Source organism: Meridianimaribacter flavus, from assembly GCF_004366715.1.
GTDB lineage: Bacteria > Bacteroidota > Bacteroidia > Flavobacteriales > Flavobacteriaceae > Gaetbulibacter_B > Gaetbulibacter_B jejuensis.
In genome coordinates this window covers 386,708-403,332 of sequence record NZ_SOQZ01000004.1, presented here as the reverse complement: position 1 = coordinate 403,332, position 16,625 = coordinate 386,708, and the positions used below count along the sequence as shown (strand labels likewise).

The window sequence follows — 16,625 nt, the reverse complement described above, 5'->3', positions numbered from 1 at the left end:
TTATAAGTTTAAGTAATTAAATGCTTTTTCAGCAAATGCATTATTAACTGTTCGACATTCTTCTAGAACTCCATCATAGGATTGAAGTTTGTTTAAATCGTCTTTATAGTTTGAAAAGGTTGAAATAACAGGTTGGTATTTAAAATCGTAAAACTTGGTTGAATTAGGAAACACCATAACTTTTTTATTGAACAACATTGCCCAATACATAGCATGGTAGCTATCGGTCAAAACTATGTTTGATGAAGCTATAAACTCAACCATTGCTTCAAAAGTGGAGTTGTTTGCTATACTTTCAAAGTCTGAAAATTTTGAAATAACCTTTTTGTTTCTGAGTGTTTTTTGATGAAAAACAATACCAATTTCTCTGGTTTCATCAAACGAAGTATCAAAAATAGGATGCATGCAGCTTACACAAGGTACCCATTCTTCAGTTCTACCATAATCTCTAACACCTACTAAACCATAATTGCTAGGTGTAATATTGTATTTAATTTGTTTTCCGTAAAGTTTTGAGCTTTTGCTATTATGACCAACTCCCCAAAACACAATTTTTTTATCGGTTTGAGATAGTTTTTCAAGCATATTCATGTGCATGTTAAAACCTGGTCGGTTTAGCAATCCACCTCCTCCAATAATAAGAGCATTATCGCAAATAGTTTTGTGCCAATTGTCTCTAACGCTATCGTCATTATTTTTGTAATCAAACAAATCGAGAGCTTTTCCTTTTAGTTCATCAAAGTAATGGTGAGGTGCACAGTAAAAGTCGCCAACATTGTTTGGGTCTAATCTATGTAGGTTAACAACATCGTTATTGTGTTGATACGGATTGGAAACTATTCGCTCAATAACTTCTTTTTTATTGCGCGCTCTCTCAAAGTGTGATAGTTTTTTCTTGAAAAAATTAAGGTAGCTCATACAATTGGCAAAGTAAATAAATTATATAAAAGTATTAAACACTTTATGATTATATGTTACTTTTATACTCTTATATAAAAATACGAAATTATTGAGCAGGTTTATGGGAATTACAATAGTATTGGCAGATAACTCAAAATTGAATAAGGAAAAAGTTCTTAAGGCAATTGATAATTTTGACCACGAAGGGAAATTAATAGGTTACGGTTCTAGAAATAAAATTAAAAAGATAACAATTGATGATGCAGAGTATAATATTAAGTCCTTTAAAAACCCTAATGTAGTTAACCAAATTGTCTATCGTTTTTTTAGAAAAAGTAAAGCTGAACGTTCTTTTTTATACGCAAAGCGTTTGCTTAAAATGGGTGTTTTAACACCAACTCCAGTGGCATTTGTAGAGTATAAATCTATTTTTACATTTGGAAGAAGCTATTACATTAGTGAGCAGTTAAAATATGATTTCACTATAAGAAAACTTATTGATGAGCCTAAATATGAGGATTACGAAAACATATTAAGACAATTTACTCAATTTACCTATGACTTGCACGAAAAGGGAATTCATTTTTTAGATCATTCTCCAGGAAATACACTTATAAAAAAGACCAATTCTGGTTATGAGTTTTATTTAGTAGACCTTAACCGAATGGATTTTAAAACATTAAACTATCAAGAGCGTTTAGCTAATTTTGCACGCTTGTCTCCAAAAGATTACATGTTAGATATAATAAGTGATGAGTATGCTAAACTAATGAATAAGCCTAATGATGAAGTTAGAGAACGTATGTACTTTTATTCTCAAAAATTTTCTTCAGGGTTTAAAAAGAAAGAAGCTTTTAAAAAGAAATACTTTTTTTGGAGGAAGAAAAAACGCTAACGATTTTGCTTGTATAGGTTACGCAATTTTGAATACTTTAAAAACCGTGTGTTGGCGGTTTGTACTGAAATAAAAAAACCATTAAAGCCATCTAAGAATCCAAGTTTTAAAAAGTAAGATTGAAAAAATGCCCAAGTTGGATTAAAAAGTACTTTATATAAAGGTGCTTTTTTTCCTAATTTATAATAGGCTTCAGCCGAAATTGAGGTAAATAATTCTACTTTTTTATTGTACTCAGAGTAGGTGTCATAATTCCAATGCAGTATGTCTCCTTTTAAAAAACCTGTCTTATTGTTTTTATCAGTTAGAGCAATTCTATCATGCGGATTAATACCAGACCATTTTGCTTTTCTTCGGTCAAAAACACGCAATTTTTTATCAGGATACCATGTTGTGTACTTTATCCATTGACCACAAAAGCAATTTAAACGGTTGCTGTAATATCCATCATATTTCCAATTCGATTTTACATCTAAAATAGATTGTTGCAACTTATCAGATAGGGCTTCGTCACCATCAAGAGAAACAATGTAGTCATGTTTTGCTTGCGCAATAGCAAAGTTTTTTTGTTCGATATAGCCTAAAAACTTCTGTTCAATAAACCTTACGTTAAATTTTTCGCAAATAGCTTTAGTGTTATCAGTCGAAAACGAATCTACAACTACTATTTCATCAACTACATTGCTTAACGATTGAAGACATTCTTCAATTTTGCGTTCTTCGTTAAACGTAATTATTACACCAGATAGTTTTATCATTTAAAAAATATTGATGTTGTAAAAGTACGTATTTTGTAATTATTCAATAGCCATATCAATAGTTTTAAAACCCCTTTTTCAAAATATAATGTATACTATTTGCTTATATTTGCACCAATTAATTACACAAGAAAAACCCAATTAAATGGCATTTCCTAAAATAACAGTTATAATCGCTACGTACAATAAAACCGATTGGTTAGAGAAAGTACTTTATGGTTATAGTGTGCAAACCTATAAGGATTTTGATATTATAATTGCTGATGATGGCTCTACTAATGAAACCAAAGAGCTTATTGATAGGTTTAAAGCAGATTATCCTGTAGAAATTACTCATGCATGGCATGAAGATAAAGGATATAGACGCCAAAAAATATTAAATGAAGCCATTGTAATGGCAAAAAACGAGTATATCCTATTTACTGATGGTGATTGTATTCCAAGAGAAGACTTTGTAGAAACGCATGCTAAATTTGCTGAAGAAGGGTATTTCTTATCTGGTGGTTATTGCAAATTACCAATGGATATTAGCGAAACCATAGCTGAAGATGATATTAAATCAAAACGTTGTTTTGAAGTAAAATGGTTAAAATCTCAAGGAGAACTTAACTGGAAAAACAAGTTGAAGCTTTCTGCTAAAAATGGATATGCTGATTTTATGGATAAGATAACACCAACAGGAGCAACATTTAATAACTGTAATTCTTCTGCTTGGAAAACCGATTTAATTGCCATTAACGGTTATGACGAACGCATGCAATATGGTGGTCCTGATAGAGAATTGGGAGAACGCCTAGTTAATAATGGAATTAAAACAAAACAAATACGCTATAAAGCCATTTGTTTACATTTGGATCATGCTAGAGGTTATAAAACGCAAGAGTCGCTAGATCGTAATTTAGCCATTAGAGCTAAAGTGAAAAAGGAAAACTTAAAGTGGACAGAGTACGGAATTAAGAAAGGTTAGTTTAAACGTTTTAAAAACGTTTTTAATTCCTCATCAAAATACGTTGGTTTAAATTGAGAGTATAATTCTGCAGCTTTAGATTTTAATTCCTTAGGATGTTTTATGTTTAAATAAGGCTCTTGATTATAATCTTTTAAGTGAACCGAAACATGGGTTTTACCATCGTCAAACATATTCCAAGCTTCTTTTTTTATCCATGGAGAGAATACAGTAAACGTTGGAATGTGTAATGCTTTGGCCATATTAATTGCACCACCTTCGTTACCTATTAAAGCATCGCAATGAGATGTTATTGCTAAAAAATCTCTCAAGCTTTTCCCAAACACTTCAAAATAGATTTGCGTTTTGGTTTGTGCATTGCACAACTCATAAATAGCTTTGGCTTCAGCTTCTTGCTTAGGGATATAATTAAATAATAGTTGAGCTTCAGGTTGCTCATTAACAATAGTATCTATCGTTTTTGCCATATACTCAAAAGGATATGTTTTGGAGCTGCCACTTCCCAAAACACCTATCATGTATAAAGGTTTCTCTAAACTAATATCATGACCTAGTAAAAAGTCTTTAGCGTTTTGTTTTTCAGAATCAGTAAGGTGAATTTTTGGTCTAACAATATGTAAAGGGTCAATTCCTAAAGGCGCTAATAATTGCAGCCTGTTTTCTATAGCTAATCCTGCATTAGTATCAGCTTTCAATTTATTTTTAAAAAGATGATTGTAAATTAATGCGTTAGGACCTTTGTCTAATGAAATTCTGATTTTAGCTTTCGTAAAATAACTTATTATATTACTAGATATTTTAGAGTAAACATCTATTACAGCATCATAATGTTCCTTTTTTAGCTGTTTCGCAAATTGATATAGTTTTAGCTTGCTTTTTTCGAGTTCGGGTGTAAAAAAATGAAACTTATCAATAAAAGGATGGTTTTCAACAACAGGATAGGTTTGAGAGTTGATAATGTAATGCACTTCAGCATCAGGATGTTTTTGCTTTATAGCCTCAAACAAAATGCTTGTTGCTAAAACATCACCTATCATTTTTTGTTGAATGATTAAAACTTTCAAACTTTAAGCTTTCTAAAAATCATTAGCAGAAACGCTAACTCAGTTTAAATTTACACAGCAACGTCGTACTCTCTTAAAGCATCATTAAGAGAAGTTTTCTTATCAGTACTTTCTTTACGCTTACCAATTATCAATGCACATGGTACTTGGTATTCGCCAGCAGCAAATTTTTTGGTATAACTTCCAGGAATAACAACTGAACGTGCAGGAACAATACCTTTCATTTCAACAGGTTCATCTCCTGTAACATCAATAATTTTTGTACTCATAGTCAGTACAACATTAGCACCAAGTACAGCTTCTTTTTCAACACGAACGCCTTCAACAACTATACAACGACTACCAATAAATGCACCATCTTCAATAATTACGGGAGCAGCTTGTAAAGGTTCTAAAACTCCACCAATACCAACACCACCCGAAAGGTGAACGTTTTTTCCTATTTGAGCGCAACTACCCACAGTTGCCCAAGTGTCAACCATAGTGCCTTCATCAACATAAGCACCAATATTAACATAACTAGGCATTAATATAGTGCCAGATGAAATATAAGCACCATGTCTTGCTACAGCATGTGGTACTACTCTTATGCCTTTTTCAGCGTAGTTACGTTTTAAAGGAATTTTATCATGATACTCAAAAATACCAACTTCTAGCGTTTCCATTTGTTGAATAGGGAAATACAATACTACAGCTTTTTTAACCCATTCGTTAACTTGCCAACCGTTAGCGGTAGGTTCAGCAACTCTTAATTCTCCAGCGTCTAGTAAGTTAACTACTTTTCTAATGCTGTCAATTGTGTTTTGGTCTTTTAAAAGTGCTCTGTCTTCCCAAGCATTTTCAATAATGGTTTGTAATTCTGTCATTGGTATAATTTAAGTTTTAAACTAGCTACAAAGATAGTTCTATAATTTTAAGAGAAAAAAATAAAATAATATGTGACCTATCCGTTGTGTGTGTGTCTTAAAAATGATTAATGAGTGGTTTTGTTTAGTTAGAGGGAAATTAAATCATCAGTTAATTAATAGCTAATTATTTTAATAACTCTTCCTTTTTATAAAGGGAGAGTTTTTTATTATGTTACCTTTGCAATCAATATGGCAAGAATTTTAGCAATAGATTTTGGTACTAAAAGAACAGGAATAGCTGTAACTGATGAGTTGCAAATTATAGCTTCTGGGTTAACAACTGTTGAAACTAAAGACTTGTTTGCTTTTTTAAAAGAGTATGTCTCTAATGAATCTGTAGAGCTATTTGTTATTGGAGAGCCTAAGCGTTTAAATAATGAAGCCTCTGAAAGTGAGGTAGCTATTAAACCATTTATTGATAAGCTTAAGAAGACTTTTCCTGATATACCATTTACAAGAGTTGATGAACGTTTTACTTCTAAAATGGCGTTTCAAACCATGATAGATAGTGGGTTGACTAAAAAACAACGAAAAAATAAAGCCTTAGTAGATGAAATTAGCGCTACAATAATACTTCAAAGTTACCTTTATTCAAGATAAAAAAAGGCTATAAAGTGTATTTTATCAGTAAATTAAGGCATTTCAACTAAATTATTTTAGGCATTTGCTCCTGAGATATATGTTTGGCTTGGTAATTATTTAAAACCCCAAACTATGAAAAACAACTACTATTTATTTTTATTACTTATAATAGGCCTATTTGGTTTTAATAAAGTAAACGCGCAATCTTGCCCTCCAACAGGATTCTCTAACGGATCTTCATTGTATTTCTTTTATGACTCAGGAACTTCTCTATGTGAGAACAGACCAACTACTGTAAATGTAGGATCTAGTGTTTTTACACTATCTAGTTGTGATGACGAGTATTCTATTTATGGATTAACATCAGGAGACCCAGTTGCTCCACCAAACACTTTTACTGCTGATTTTGGTTATGCAACTTGCGAATACACTGACGGAACACTTACTAACGAAACATTATCGATAAAACAAGTTGAAGCAATTTTTAATTCTTTAAGAGTATTTCCAAACCCAGTAACTACTGGAAATACATTAAATGTAAAGTTTCAATCTAATGTTTCAGCAAGTATCAATATATATTCAGTAACAGGAAAACTGGTTTTAACTGAAAATACTGATAATTTAAGTGTGAAACCTTTAAGTATTTCTAATTTACCTAACGGTATTTATATGGTTCAAATTACATCTAACAATCTATCTATTTCAAAGAAGGTTGTAGTAATGAGATAAAAAATATTCAAACTCAAATATTAAACTCCTTACCATGTAAGGAGTTTTTTTGTGCTTAAAAACTTCAAAAAAGGCATAAGAATTGTATTTTTGCATCCGAAAATAAGAATTTATGATTTTACCTATTGTTGCCTATGGCGATTCTGTTTTAAGAAAAAAAGCAGAAGAGATTACTAAAGATTATCCTAATCTTAATGAACTTATTGATAATATGTACGATACTATGTATGGTGCGTATGGTGTAGGTTTGGCAGCACCACAAATAGGGTTGCCAATACGTTTGTTCTTAGTAGATACTGAACCGTTTTCAGAAGATGAATCGCATACTGAAGAAGAAAAGCAACAATTAAAAGCTTTTAAACAAACTTTTATAAACGCTAAAATTTTAGAAGAAGAAGGAGATGAATGGGCTTTCAACGAAGGTTGCTTAAGTATTCCAGATGTAAGAGAGGATGTGTTTAGACAACCAAAAATAAAGATTCAGTATCAGGACGAAAATTTTGAAACACATGTCAAAGAGTTTGATGGTTTAATTGCGAGAGTTATTCAGCATGAATACGACCATATTGAAGGTGTTTTATTTACTGATAAGTTATCGTCATTTAAAAAGCGACTTATAAAAGGAAAGCTAGCTAACATATCAAAAGGAAAAATAAAGATTGACTATAAAATGAAGTTTCCTTTAATGAAAAAGAAACGTTAATAGTTTTAATTCTTATTCACAAAAAATTATATTTGCCCACAACAAAAAAAAGCCTGTTTAACACATGAGTTTAGATAAAATTCTTTCTATTTCCGGAAAACCTGGATTATTTAAAATAGTAACGCAAACACGTGGAGGATTAATTGCCGAATCATTAATTGATAAAAAAAGACTATCAGTTAACATACACAGCAATGTAAGTGTACTTAGTGAAATAGCTATTTATACACTATCAGAAGAATTGCCACTATACAAAGTGTTTCTTAAAATAAAAGAGAAAGAAAACGGGCAAACTACATCAGTAAGTCATAAAGATGGTAAAGATGCTTTAGAAGAATATTTCTTTGAAGTTTTACCAGACTATGACGAAGATAGAGTATATGCAAGCGACATAAAAAAGATTGTACAATGGTACAATTTACTTCACCAACACAACCTGTTGGAAAACCTTGAAGCTCTTGAAGATTCAACTTCTGAAGAAGAAGAATAACAACTTACATTTTTTGGTTAATATGTTTTAATAAACATGTAGTAATACATGCTTTATTAAATAGCTATTAATCGTATTTTTGGGTCTTAATATTATCAAATCATGACAGATAAAACCCAACAACTAAAAGCATTTGAGCGTTTGTTAATCATTATGGATGAGTTGCGTGAGCAATGTCCATGGGATAAAAAGCAAACTATGGAATCCTTACGACACCTAACCATTGAAGAAGTTTATGAGTTAGGTGATGCTATTTTGGATAATGATTTAGATGAAGTAAAAAAGGAGCTAGGTGATGTACTTTTACATATTGTATTTTATTCAAAAATAGGAAGCGAAACCAACCATTTTGATATTGCTGAAGTTTGTAATAGCATTTGCGATAAGCTTATTGATCGTCATCCGCATATTTATGGAGATGTAAGTGTCGATAATGAAGAGGATGTAAAACGCAATTGGGAACAGTTAAAACTAAAAGAAGGAAAGAAAAGCGTATTAGAAGGTGTCCCAAGAAGTTTACCAGCAATGGTAAAAGCGAGTAGAGTACAAGATAAAGTTGCTGGAGTAGGTTTTGACTGGGAAGAGCCTCATCAAGTTTGGGAAAAAGTTGAGGAAGAAATCCAAGAATTGAAGCATGAAGTAGATAGTGGAAATAGAGAAAATATGGAGAACGAGTTTGGAGATGTTTTATTTTCTTTAATAAACTATGCAAGGTTTTTAAAAATTAATCCTGAGAATGCTTTAGAGAAAACCAATAAAAAATTCATTAAAAGATTTCAGTATTTAGAAGAAAAAGCGAAGTCACTAAACAAAAGTTTACAGGACATGAGCCTAAGAGAAATGGACGTTTATTGGGAAGAAGCAAAAAAAATATAATTTTTTTTCACTTTGCGTGATCCAAACATGTAAGATAATACGTATATAATACAGATAGAAACTTGAAATTATAGTTTCATAATCATAAGTAGGTAGTCTTAATTATATTTTAAGCGGATGTGATTAAGATTCAAAATTTAGTTTAGTTAGGGGTCACAATCCTACCTGTTTTTAGCAGGTAGGATTTGATTTTTAATACATATCCTTAAGTTTTCTAAGTTTTTCTTCCCAAATGCTCAGATTGTTTTTATGGTTTTCAATATTGTTTAAAACATCTTTTACCATAGGGTTGCTTTCATCAACATTAGAGAAAAACTGAAGATTGTTTTCTAGTTGGTTGATTTCTCCTTTTACTTCGTCTATTTTTTTACGAATAAAATTATGTTCATTATCAAGAAGTCTAGTATCATCAGGTTGCGATAAGGCTTCAAGTTTATTTTCAAACTTAATCATTTCAATTTCGGTCTTATCCATTTTAAGTTTACCGAACATGTCATCTAAAGCCTTATTGAACTTTCCTTCAATATAACGTTTGCTGTGAGGAACATTGCCTAATGATTTCCACTCGTCTATTTTAGCTTTTAAAGTTTCAATATCACTTTCTGGTGTTCCTGATAATTTTAAATCTTTTAAGGCTTCTAAAAACTTTGACTTCTTTTCATAGGCTTCAAATAATTCTTTATTAGCAGCATTACGCTCAGCATGAAGTTTATCGAAGTAATGATTACAAGCAGCTTTAAACTTGTGCCAAATTTTGTCACTGTCTTTTCTTGGAACATGCCCAATTTTTTTCCAGTCACTTTGAATTTTCTTCATTAAAGGTGTTACAGTTTCAAAGTCTTCACTGTCCTTATTGTCTTCAGCAATTTTTATTAGGTCTAGCTTTTTCTGAAGATTATCATACTGTTCCTTTTTTAAGTTTTTATAAAAGGAATTTTTCTTTTTATTAAAAGCTCTAACTGATGCTTTAAATTTTGCCCAAGTAGCTTCATTAACTTTAATTGGTACTTTTCCAGCATTAAAGAAATCTTGTCTTAAGGCTTCAATAGTTTTTATTTTCTTTTGCCATGCTTGATGTGTGTTGGCGTTGTCTTGAGCTACTGCATCAATCTTTGCGATAATTTCTTCTTTACGCTCTAAGTTAGCTTCATAGGCCTTATCTAAATCGGCATAATACGCTTGTCGTTTATCATGTATGGTTTTAGTTGCATTGCTAAATCGATCCCAAATGTCTTCTCGATGTTCTTTAGCAACAGGACCAAGGTCTTCTTTCCACATTTTATGTAGCACTTGCAATTCTCTAAACGCTCTGTTTACGTTGTCATCTTTTGCAAGTTCTTCAGCGCGCTCAATAATTTTAAGTTTTTGATCCAAGTTGTGTTTAAAATCCATATCTCTCAAATCACGATTGAGATGCAGGAAATCATAGAAAATCTCAACATGGTGATGGTATGTATTCCAAGCGTTATTGTATTTGTCTCTTGGAATCGGACCAGCATTTCGCCATTCTTCTTGTAGTTCTTTAAAGTGCTTGTATGTTGTGTTTATATTTTCTTCAACATTAATAAGTCCCTTAATTTCCTCAATAATTCTTAAACGATTTTCTAGGTTAGATTTTAAACTGCTTTCTAGATTTTTGTAGTAAGCGTTTAGGTTGCTTTTATACTCTTTATAAAGTGAATTGAACTCTTTTTTTGTTGGAGTAGAGTACTTGAAGTCTATTTCATTACCACTATCGTTAATGAATTCTTCTTTTTTCTCTTCAAGAAGTTCACTGAATTTAGCATTGAATTCAGATCTTATCTCATCAACATGAGATTTTATAGTTTGAACTTTTTGTTGTTTAAGTAAACTGTCAAATTCTTTTACCAACTGCTCCATTGACATGGCGTGGTAGTCTTTTTCTTCTAGTGTGTGTCTTTCACTATTGCTTTCGTCTTCAGCATCTTCGGCATTAGACTCGTCAATTTCATCTACATGAGAGTTGGATTTTTCTTCAACAGTCTCAGTTTTGGTTTCCTCATTAGTTTCAACCTGTTCTGAAGTAGAATTAGTATTCTCATCAGTTGTTGGGTTTTCTAATGACGTAGCATCTTGAGTTGTTTCAGCTCCAGTACTTTCAGTAGCTTGGTTTGCAGTAGCTTTTGTTTCTTCGTTTCCATCTGCATTTTGCAGGTTATCTTTCTCTGACATTTTACAATGTTTTTAGTTCTAAATACTTAAAAAGCTAATATACTAACAAGTCACTGAATTACAAAAAGGAATAGAAATTTTGGTACTTTATTTAAGATTCCAAATTTTCCAAGCTTTTTCGGCTTGTAGCTCTAGCATTTTATAGCCATTACAAGTTTGTGCACCTTTTATGTCACCACAAGTTAAAAACTTTGTTTGATCAGGATTGTAGATTAAATCGTAAAGTATGTGGTTTGATGTGATGCCATCGTAAGGAATATCAGGACATGTGTTAACGTCAGGATAAGTTCCAACAGGAGTACAATTAATAATAATTGAGTATGAGCTTATGATTTGATCGGTTAAATCTGAATACAAAAATTTAACTCCAGATTTTGGAGTTCTAGATACATAATCAAAATCTATTTTTAATTTTTTTAGCGTGTATGCTATAGCTTTTGAAGCTCCACCTGTTCCTAAAATTAAAGCAGAAGTATGATGAGGTTTTAATAAAGGTTGTAACGATTTTTTGAATCCGTAATAATCCGTGTTGTAACCTTTAAGTTTTCCTTTAGGAGAAATTCTTATAGTATTTACAGCTCCAATTTTTTTCGCTCTTTTGTTAATATCGTCTAATAGAGGGATTACAGCCTCTTTGTAAGGTATAGTTACGTTTAATCCTACTAACTTTTTATTGGAAGCAATAATATCTTTTAATTCAGAAATTGCTTTGATGTCAAAATTTTCGTATTCAAACGGAAGTTGTTCATTTTCAAATTTTTCAGTGAAATATTTTTTGGAAAATGAATAGGAGATATTCTTACCTACTAATCCTAATTTATGCATTTATCTTTCTGGTTTTTTGTCCGTACCATTCCAACGCCAAAACTATTAAAATTCCTATTAAAACAAACAAAATTGCAATGTATGTTTCGTTGTTAAGTTCAGGAATAAATCGTGTGTAGTTTTCTATAATTTTTTGTCCAGTAGAGTCTAAAATAAAATCACCTGAAGCGTTTTGTTTGTAAACAATCTCTTTCCAAGGCCAAACAACACCAAGAGAGCCAATAATAAAACCAATTATTGTTGCTGTGGTAATACTTTTATAATGTTTTAAAATGTAATTAAGTATGTGCGAAAATGTTACTAATCCAGTAACTGAGCCTAAAGTGAACACTCCTAAAACTTTTAGCATTCTTATTCTATTTGCATCGTGAACAAACTCAAAATTGCCGCTAAAAATTTCAGAAAAAGTATCATATAAAGCATTAACGGAGTCCACTAGAAGTAATACGTAATTTCCTAAGAGAATTAATATGAAAGAACCAGAAAATCCAGGAAGTGTCATTCCTGAAACACTAATGATTCCACAGAAAAATACAAACCAAAGATTGTCATTTTCTTTAGCTGGATCTAAAAAACTAATACCAACACCTAAGGCAATACCTATAATTAAAGAGAGTATTGTTTTATAATTCCAGTCTTTAAAATCTTTGTTTATGTAATAAATGGAGCCAATAATCATCCCAAAAAACAAACTCCAAACAAAAAGCTGATAATGCTCCAGGAAGTAATCCAATATTTTTGATACGCTAAAATAACTTACCAACATCCCAAAAAGGAGTAAGGTAAGAAACCGACCGTTTATGTAATTGAAAAAACTTTTAAATCTACCGTTGAATAAAAGTTTAAAAGCTGTTTTGTTTACCTTTTGAAGTGAGTATATAAACTCTTCATAAAACCCTGCAACAAAAGCAACCACACCACCAGATACACCAGGAACCTTATTCGCGGCTCCCATTGCTAGTCCTTTAATGACCAGAAATAGTTTGTCTTTAAAAGTTCTGGTGCTTTGCATTGTTATTGTTTTTTAGAACCTAACTTTTCAAGTATAAAAATTGTAGAAAAACCTACAATCATTAAAACAATGGCAATTGCTAATTTAGGGTCTCCATCAAAGTTAAAAGGAGATATGCTTTCTTCTAATAAAGGAATTTGTTCTCCTTTAGAGTTTGTTCTCCATGTTAGCACTTTTTTCCAAGGCCAAATTTTGTTTAAAGACCCAAAAATAAAACCAGTAAGAATAGCTAATGTGATATTGTGGTAGTTTTTGAACAACCACTTTAAAACGCGACTAAAACTCAATAAACCAACAACTGCACCAACAGCAAAAATTAGTATTTTTTTTATGTCAAAGTCATGCAAAGCATCACTTAAGGTTTTGTATGCTCCAAGAATAACAAGAATGAATGAACCCGAAATACCTGGTAAAATCATAGCGCAAATAGCAATAGCTCCAGCAAAAAATAAAAACAAAGGATTATCATTATTAGCCATTGAAGGTAGTGTTGTAATATAATAGGCGATTAAGGCTCCAGCTATTAGAGAAATAATAACTGCTAAATTCCATTTTTGTATTTGCTTACCTACAAAGAAGATACTAGCTACAATTAACCCAAAAAAGAACGACCAAATTAAAATAGGATGATTTTCAATAAGGTATTTGGCTAATCGCATAAAGGACACAAAACTAATAATAATACCAGTTAATAGTGCCACCAAAAAGTTACCGTTAAGCTGAATCCAAAAGGCTTTAAAACCTTCTTTTCTAAGAGTTGTAATTAAGGATAAGTTAACGTTGCTGATAGTGGTAATTAGTTCTTCGTAAATACCAGAAATAAAGGCTATTGTTCCGCCAGAAACTCCAGGAACTGCATCTGCTGCTCCCATGGCAATACCTTTAAGTGAAAGGATGAAATAATCTAAAAAGCGTCTTTGCATTTGTTATTTTAAAAAATAAGAAACGTAAAGGTATGGAATTTTCGCTTTAAGCCTTTTTAGAATTTGAAATAATCTCTTTTACAGAAATTTTATTATAAACTTTCGGGAAAAGTTCTTCTAGTATGTAATAAAACTCATCGTCTAGCAACAAGCCATTTTTTAAATGGTAATGCGCTTTTTCTGATTCGTGTAATGTAAAATATAAACCAGCTAATCTAAACTCAATTTCTGGTGTTTCAGGGTAAAATTCTGCAGCTTGAATTAAGTTGTAAATAGAAGCTTCAAACTCACCTAAACTGATTAGAATATCAGACCTAGATAACCAAGTTTGAAGTTCATAATTGCCAAGTTCTAATGTTTTTTTGTAGCCTCTTTCAGCTTCTTCCAAAAAGTTTAACTGATGATTGATTTGTGCATACAGTTTCCAGTAAATCACATTTTCACAATCAATATTTATTGCTTTGTTGATGTAATAAAGCGCTTTTTGGAAATTTCGTTTCTTATTATAAAACTTAGTAATGGCAATCCATCCTTTATCTAAAAGCGGATCTTCGTGTACAGTTTTGTAAAAATATTGAACCGCTAAGTCGTCATTGCCTAATTTTTCATAACAATGACCAATTCTTAACAGTGCAAATGATGTAGGCTCGTCAAGTGCTAAGGTTATTTTATAATTTTCAATAGCATTATTGTACTGTTGTTGCTTTTCTAAAACTTTTCCTTTTTCAAGATAAGCACCTACAAAAGTGTCGTCTGAAATAATAGCAAAGTCAAATGCTGCTAATGCTTTTTTATAGTCTTTAATTGCAAAGTATTGCTTACCTAATTGATGCCAAGCAACTTCGCAATAAGGATTGCTGTCTAAATATTGAGTTAAGAAGTTGATAGCTTCTTCGTTTTGGTCAAGAAAATCAAAACAATAAATAATATTATACAAAGCAGAGTAATCGTGCATGTCTAATTCAAGACACTTGATAAAATACTCTTTTGCTTCTTCAAACTTATCTAAAAACAGGTATTCCATACCAATGAGTGCGTATAAATCAGAATCATCCTCGTCATTATTACTCAGTTTTAAAGCAATCTTTAACGTGTTGATTGCCATTTCGTGTTCATCTCTTTTAGAGAGAACATTTGCTTTTTGAACATAAATTTCTTCGTTAGAAGGTTCTATTTCATAAAGTTCATCAAGAATCTTGTCAGCATGTTCTAGCTTGTTTTCAATAACATAAATCTCAACCTGAAAAAGTTTAAGGTTAACTGATGTTGGATGTTGCTCTAACCCTAATTTGATGGCTTTTTTTGCGAGGGCAATTTTACCAATTTCCAGATAGTGCTGGATTATGTTTTCAAACTCATTTGAATCAAAAAACAACACATTGTTGGTTTTTAGCATTGACTCAAATCTTGTAAGCGATAAGTTGTTTTCGTCACTGCGACTGAACTCCATAGGCAGGTATAATTGTTACTTGTAATAAATTTACTGTTCTATTGGCGCAATTGAAGTTTTTGCGATGAATGTTTTTAACAAATTAATTAACAGGTGAATTTTTATTTTATATGATTGGGTTTTGTTTGCTATGTATCAGATGTTTATGTCGTATTTTTAGAGCGAATAAGATTAAGAAATTGAGTCTAAAACTTTAAGTATTATGTCACAACCTTTAATAATTTCTTCGTTTGAAATGGTTAATGGAGGCGTAATCCTGATGGCTTTTGGCTCAAAAAGTAACCAAAAAAGTATTAATCCTTCGTCTTGACACTTTAAAATAACTTCATTTGTTATGTCTGCAGAAGGTGTCATTGCAGCTAGCATTAATCCTTTTCCTCTTATTTCTTTTATTAAAGGATGCTTTAGTTTTTTACGTATTAATTGCTCTTTTTCTAAAGCTTCAGTCATTAAATTACTTTCAGTAATTTCTTTTACTGTAGCTAAAGCTGAAGCCGCAATTACTGGATGTCCTCCAAATGTAGTGATGTGTCCTAATTTTGGGTTTTCAGATAAATTAGACATCATGTCTTTAGAAGCTGTAAATGCACCAATAGGCATTCCACCACCAAGGCCTTTACCTGTAACTAAAATATCAGGAACACAGTTGTAGTGTTCAAAACCAAATAGTTTTCCTGTTCTACCAAAACCAGGTTGGATTTCGTCTAAGATTAAAACAGCACCAACAGCTTTACACTTTGCTTTAACCTTTTGTAAGTAATCATTGGTAGGTTCAATAAAACCTGCACCTCCTTGTATGGTTTCTAAAATTACTGCTGCAGTTTTTGTGGTAATTGTATTGATGTCAACTTCGTTATTGAATTCAATAAAATGGACATCAGGTAATAAAGGTCTAAACGCTTGCTTGCGTTCTTCGTAACCCATAACACTCATGGAACCCATAGTATTGCCATGATAAGCATGTTTTGCAGCTATTATTTGACTTCTACTTGTAAAACGTTTGGCTAGTTTTAAAGCGCCTTCAATAGCTTCGGTACCAGAGTTTGTTAAATACGTTGTTTCAAGAGGCTTAGGTAAATGTTTAGCTAAAAGTTTAGCAAGTTCTACTGCTGGTTCTTGAATGTATTCGCCATAAACCATAACATGCATGTATTTATCCAGTTGATTTTTTATGGCGTTAACAACTTTTGGGTGATTGTGACCTAAGCTATTTGCTGAAACACCAGCTACAAAATCTAAATAAGCTTTATTGTTTGAATCATAAATATAACTACCATTAGCATGAGAAATTTCCATAGCTAAAGGATGAGGACTCGTTTGCGCTTGGTATGTGAAAAAATCCGATTTCAT

Annotated in this window: 17 protein-coding genes; 7 read left to right on the top strand and 10 right to left on the bottom strand. The window is 31.6% G+C overall.

The features are described from left to right. The gene (locus tag A8975_RS10865) at nt 1–918 is read right to left on the bottom strand and encodes a polysaccharide pyruvyl transferase family protein (RefSeq protein ID WP_134200446.1); all 918 of its coding nucleotides are present in this window, start codon (nt 916–918) and stop codon (nt 1–3) included. Between the two features lie 103 nt (nt 919–1,021). Here A8975_RS10865 and A8975_RS10860 point away from each other — a divergent pair, with 103 nt between their 5' ends. Then, nucleotides 1,022–1,795, top strand: a complete 774-nt coding sequence (locus A8975_RS10860; RefSeq protein WP_134200444.1) for a lipopolysaccharide kinase InaA family protein — start codon at nt 1,022–1,024, stop codon at nt 1,793–1,795. Here the strand turns inward: A8975_RS10860 and A8975_RS10855 are convergent. Next, nucleotides 1,792–2,553 (bottom strand): glycosyltransferase family 2 protein, encoded by a 762-nt coding sequence (locus tag A8975_RS10855; RefSeq protein WP_134200441.1) that lies wholly within the window; start codon nt 2,551–2,553, stop codon nt 1,792–1,794. The genes A8975_RS10860 and A8975_RS10855 overlap by 4 nt on opposite strands. Nucleotides 2,554–2,698: 145 nt before the next feature. Between A8975_RS10855 and A8975_RS10850 the strand changes: the two genes are divergently transcribed. Next, the gene (locus A8975_RS10850) at nt 2,699–3,520 is read left to right on the top strand and encodes a glycosyltransferase family 2 protein (RefSeq protein ID WP_131507737.1); all 822 of its coding nucleotides are present in this window, start codon (nt 2,699–2,701) and stop codon (nt 3,518–3,520) included. On the opposite strand, the gene A8975_RS10845 is transcribed toward A8975_RS10850, so the two are convergent. Beyond that, nucleotides 3,517–4,584 (bottom strand): glycosyltransferase family 9 protein, encoded by a 1,068-nt coding sequence (locus A8975_RS10845; RefSeq protein WP_134200439.1) that lies wholly within the window; start codon nt 4,582–4,584, stop codon nt 3,517–3,519. The two genes, A8975_RS10850 and A8975_RS10845, sit on opposite strands and share 4 nt — an antisense overlap. 50 nt (nt 4,585–4,634) lie before the next feature. Then, nucleotides 4,635–5,450, bottom strand: a complete 816-nt coding sequence (locus A8975_RS10840) for a 2,3,4,5-tetrahydropyridine-2,6-dicarboxylate N-succinyltransferase (RefSeq protein WP_129760426.1) — start codon at nt 5,448–5,450, stop codon at nt 4,635–4,637. A 231-nt stretch (nt 5,451–5,681) separates the two neighbouring features. Here A8975_RS10840 and ruvX point away from each other — a divergent pair, with 231 nt between their 5' ends. The 5 genes from ruvX (at nt 5,682) to mazG (ending at nt 8,872) form a co-directional block, all read left to right on the top strand. Beyond that, on the top strand, nt 5,682–6,092 hold the full coding sequence (gene ruvX / locus A8975_RS10835) for a Holliday junction resolvase RuvX (RefSeq protein WP_131507733.1): 411 nt from the start codon (nt 5,682–5,684) through the stop codon (nt 6,090–6,092). 114 nt (nt 6,093–6,206) lie between these two features. Beyond that, nucleotides 6,207–6,803, top strand: a complete 597-nt coding sequence (locus tag A8975_RS10830; RefSeq protein WP_134200437.1) for a T9SS type A sorting domain-containing protein — start codon at nt 6,207–6,209, stop codon at nt 6,801–6,803. 112 nt (nt 6,804–6,915) lie between these two features. Next, nucleotides 6,916–7,506 (top strand): peptide deformylase, encoded by a 591-nt coding sequence (gene def, locus A8975_RS10825; protein ID WP_129760429.1) that lies wholly within the window; start codon nt 6,916–6,918, stop codon nt 7,504–7,506. Between the two features lie 64 nt (nt 7,507–7,570). Then, nucleotides 7,571–7,996: a DUF5606 domain-containing protein gene (locus tag A8975_RS10820; RefSeq protein WP_129760430.1), complete on the top strand. Its 426-nt coding sequence runs from the start codon at nt 7,571–7,573 to the stop codon at nt 7,994–7,996. A 102-nt stretch (nt 7,997–8,098) separates the two neighbouring features. Then, nucleotides 8,099–8,872, top strand: coding sequence for a nucleoside triphosphate pyrophosphohydrolase (mazG, locus tag A8975_RS10815; RefSeq protein ID WP_131507729.1), 774 nt, complete (start codon nt 8,099–8,101; stop codon nt 8,870–8,872). Nucleotides 8,873–9,064: 192 nt separating this feature from the next. Here the strand turns inward: mazG and A8975_RS10810 are convergent, their stop codons facing one another. The 6 genes from A8975_RS10810 to A8975_RS10785 form a co-directional block, all read right to left on the bottom strand. Continuing rightward, nucleotides 9,065–11,065 carry a DUF349 domain-containing protein gene (locus A8975_RS10810; protein ID WP_131507727.1) on the bottom strand — a complete coding sequence of 667 codons (2,001 nt, stop codon included), beginning with the start codon at nt 11,063–11,065 and terminating at the stop codon, nt 9,065–9,067. A gap of 87 nt (nt 11,066–11,152) precedes the next feature. Beyond that, nucleotides 11,153–11,890 (bottom strand): shikimate dehydrogenase family protein, encoded by a 738-nt coding sequence (locus tag A8975_RS10805; protein ID WP_131507725.1) that lies wholly within the window; start codon nt 11,888–11,890, stop codon nt 11,153–11,155. Beyond that, the gene (locus A8975_RS10800) at nt 11,883–12,902 is read right to left on the bottom strand and encodes a DUF368 domain-containing protein (RefSeq protein ID WP_134200435.1); all 1,020 of its coding nucleotides are present in this window, start codon (nt 12,900–12,902) and stop codon (nt 11,883–11,885) included. The genes A8975_RS10805 and A8975_RS10800 overlap by 8 nt, the downstream gene beginning before the upstream one ends. Nucleotides 12,903–12,904: 2 nt before the next feature. After that, nucleotides 12,905–13,825: a DUF368 domain-containing protein gene (locus A8975_RS10795; RefSeq protein WP_134200433.1), complete on the bottom strand. Its 921-nt coding sequence runs from the start codon at nt 13,823–13,825 to the stop codon at nt 12,905–12,907. A 46-nt stretch (nt 13,826–13,871) separates the two neighbouring features. Beyond that, complete coding sequence (locus A8975_RS10790; RefSeq protein ID WP_131507719.1) at nt 13,872–15,275, bottom strand: tetratricopeptide repeat protein; 1,404 nt, start codon at nt 15,273–15,275, stop codon at nt 13,872–13,874. A gap of 171 nt (nt 15,276–15,446) precedes the next feature. Next, on the bottom strand, nt 15,447–16,625 hold the full coding sequence (locus A8975_RS10785) for an aspartate aminotransferase family protein (RefSeq protein WP_134200431.1): 1,179 nt from the start codon (nt 16,623–16,625) through the stop codon (nt 15,447–15,449).

What these genes read in the sequence shown, in the direction of transcription:
- A8975_RS10850 (WP_131507737.1), top strand. Translation starts at nt 2,699, where the DNA reads ATGGCATTTCCTAAAATAACAGTTATAATCGCTACGTACAATAAAACC.
- A8975_RS10810 (WP_131507727.1), bottom strand. Translation starts at nt 11,065, where the DNA reads ATGTCAGAGAAAGATAACCTGCAAAATGCAGATGGAAACGAAGAAACA.
- A8975_RS10860 (WP_134200444.1), top strand. Translation starts at nt 1,022, where the DNA reads ATGGGAATTACAATAGTATTGGCAGATAACTCAAAATTGAATAAGGAA.
- def (WP_129760429.1), top strand. Translation starts at nt 6,916, where the DNA reads ATGATTTTACCTATTGTTGCCTATGGCGATTCTGTTTTAAGAAAAAAA.
- A8975_RS10855 (WP_134200441.1), bottom strand. Translation starts at nt 2,553, where the DNA reads ATGATAAAACTATCTGGTGTAATAATTACGTTTAACGAAGAACGCAAA.
- A8975_RS10790 (WP_131507719.1), bottom strand. Translation starts at nt 15,275, where the DNA reads ATGGAGTTCAGTCGCAGTGACGAAAACAACTTATCGCTTACAAGATTT.
- A8975_RS10840 (WP_129760426.1), bottom strand. Translation starts at nt 5,450, where the DNA reads ATGACAGAATTACAAACCATTATTGAAAATGCTTGGGAAGACAGAGCA.
- A8975_RS10800 (WP_134200435.1), bottom strand. Translation starts at nt 12,902, where the DNA reads ATGCAAAGCACCAGAACTTTTAAAGACAAACTATTTCTGGTCATTAAA.
- A8975_RS10785 (WP_134200431.1), bottom strand. Translation starts at nt 16,625, where the DNA reads ATGAAATCGGATTTTTTCACATACCAAGCGCAAACGAGTCCTCATCCT.
- A8975_RS10820 (WP_129760430.1), top strand. Translation starts at nt 7,571, where the DNA reads ATGAGTTTAGATAAAATTCTTTCTATTTCCGGAAAACCTGGATTATTT.
- A8975_RS10795 (WP_134200433.1), bottom strand. Translation starts at nt 13,825, where the DNA reads ATGCAAAGACGCTTTTTAGATTATTTCATCCTTTCACTTAAAGGTATT.
- mazG (WP_131507729.1), top strand. Translation starts at nt 8,099, where the DNA reads ATGACAGATAAAACCCAACAACTAAAAGCATTTGAGCGTTTGTTAATC.
- ruvX (WP_131507733.1), top strand. Translation starts at nt 5,682, where the DNA reads ATGGCAAGAATTTTAGCAATAGATTTTGGTACTAAAAGAACAGGAATA.
- A8975_RS10830 (WP_134200437.1), top strand. Translation starts at nt 6,207, where the DNA reads ATGAAAAACAACTACTATTTATTTTTATTACTTATAATAGGCCTATTT.
- A8975_RS10805 (WP_131507725.1), bottom strand. Translation starts at nt 11,890, where the DNA reads ATGCATAAATTAGGATTAGTAGGTAAGAATATCTCCTATTCATTTTCC.
- A8975_RS10865 (WP_134200446.1), bottom strand. Translation starts at nt 918, where the DNA reads ATGAGCTACCTTAATTTTTTCAAGAAAAAACTATCACACTTTGAGAGA.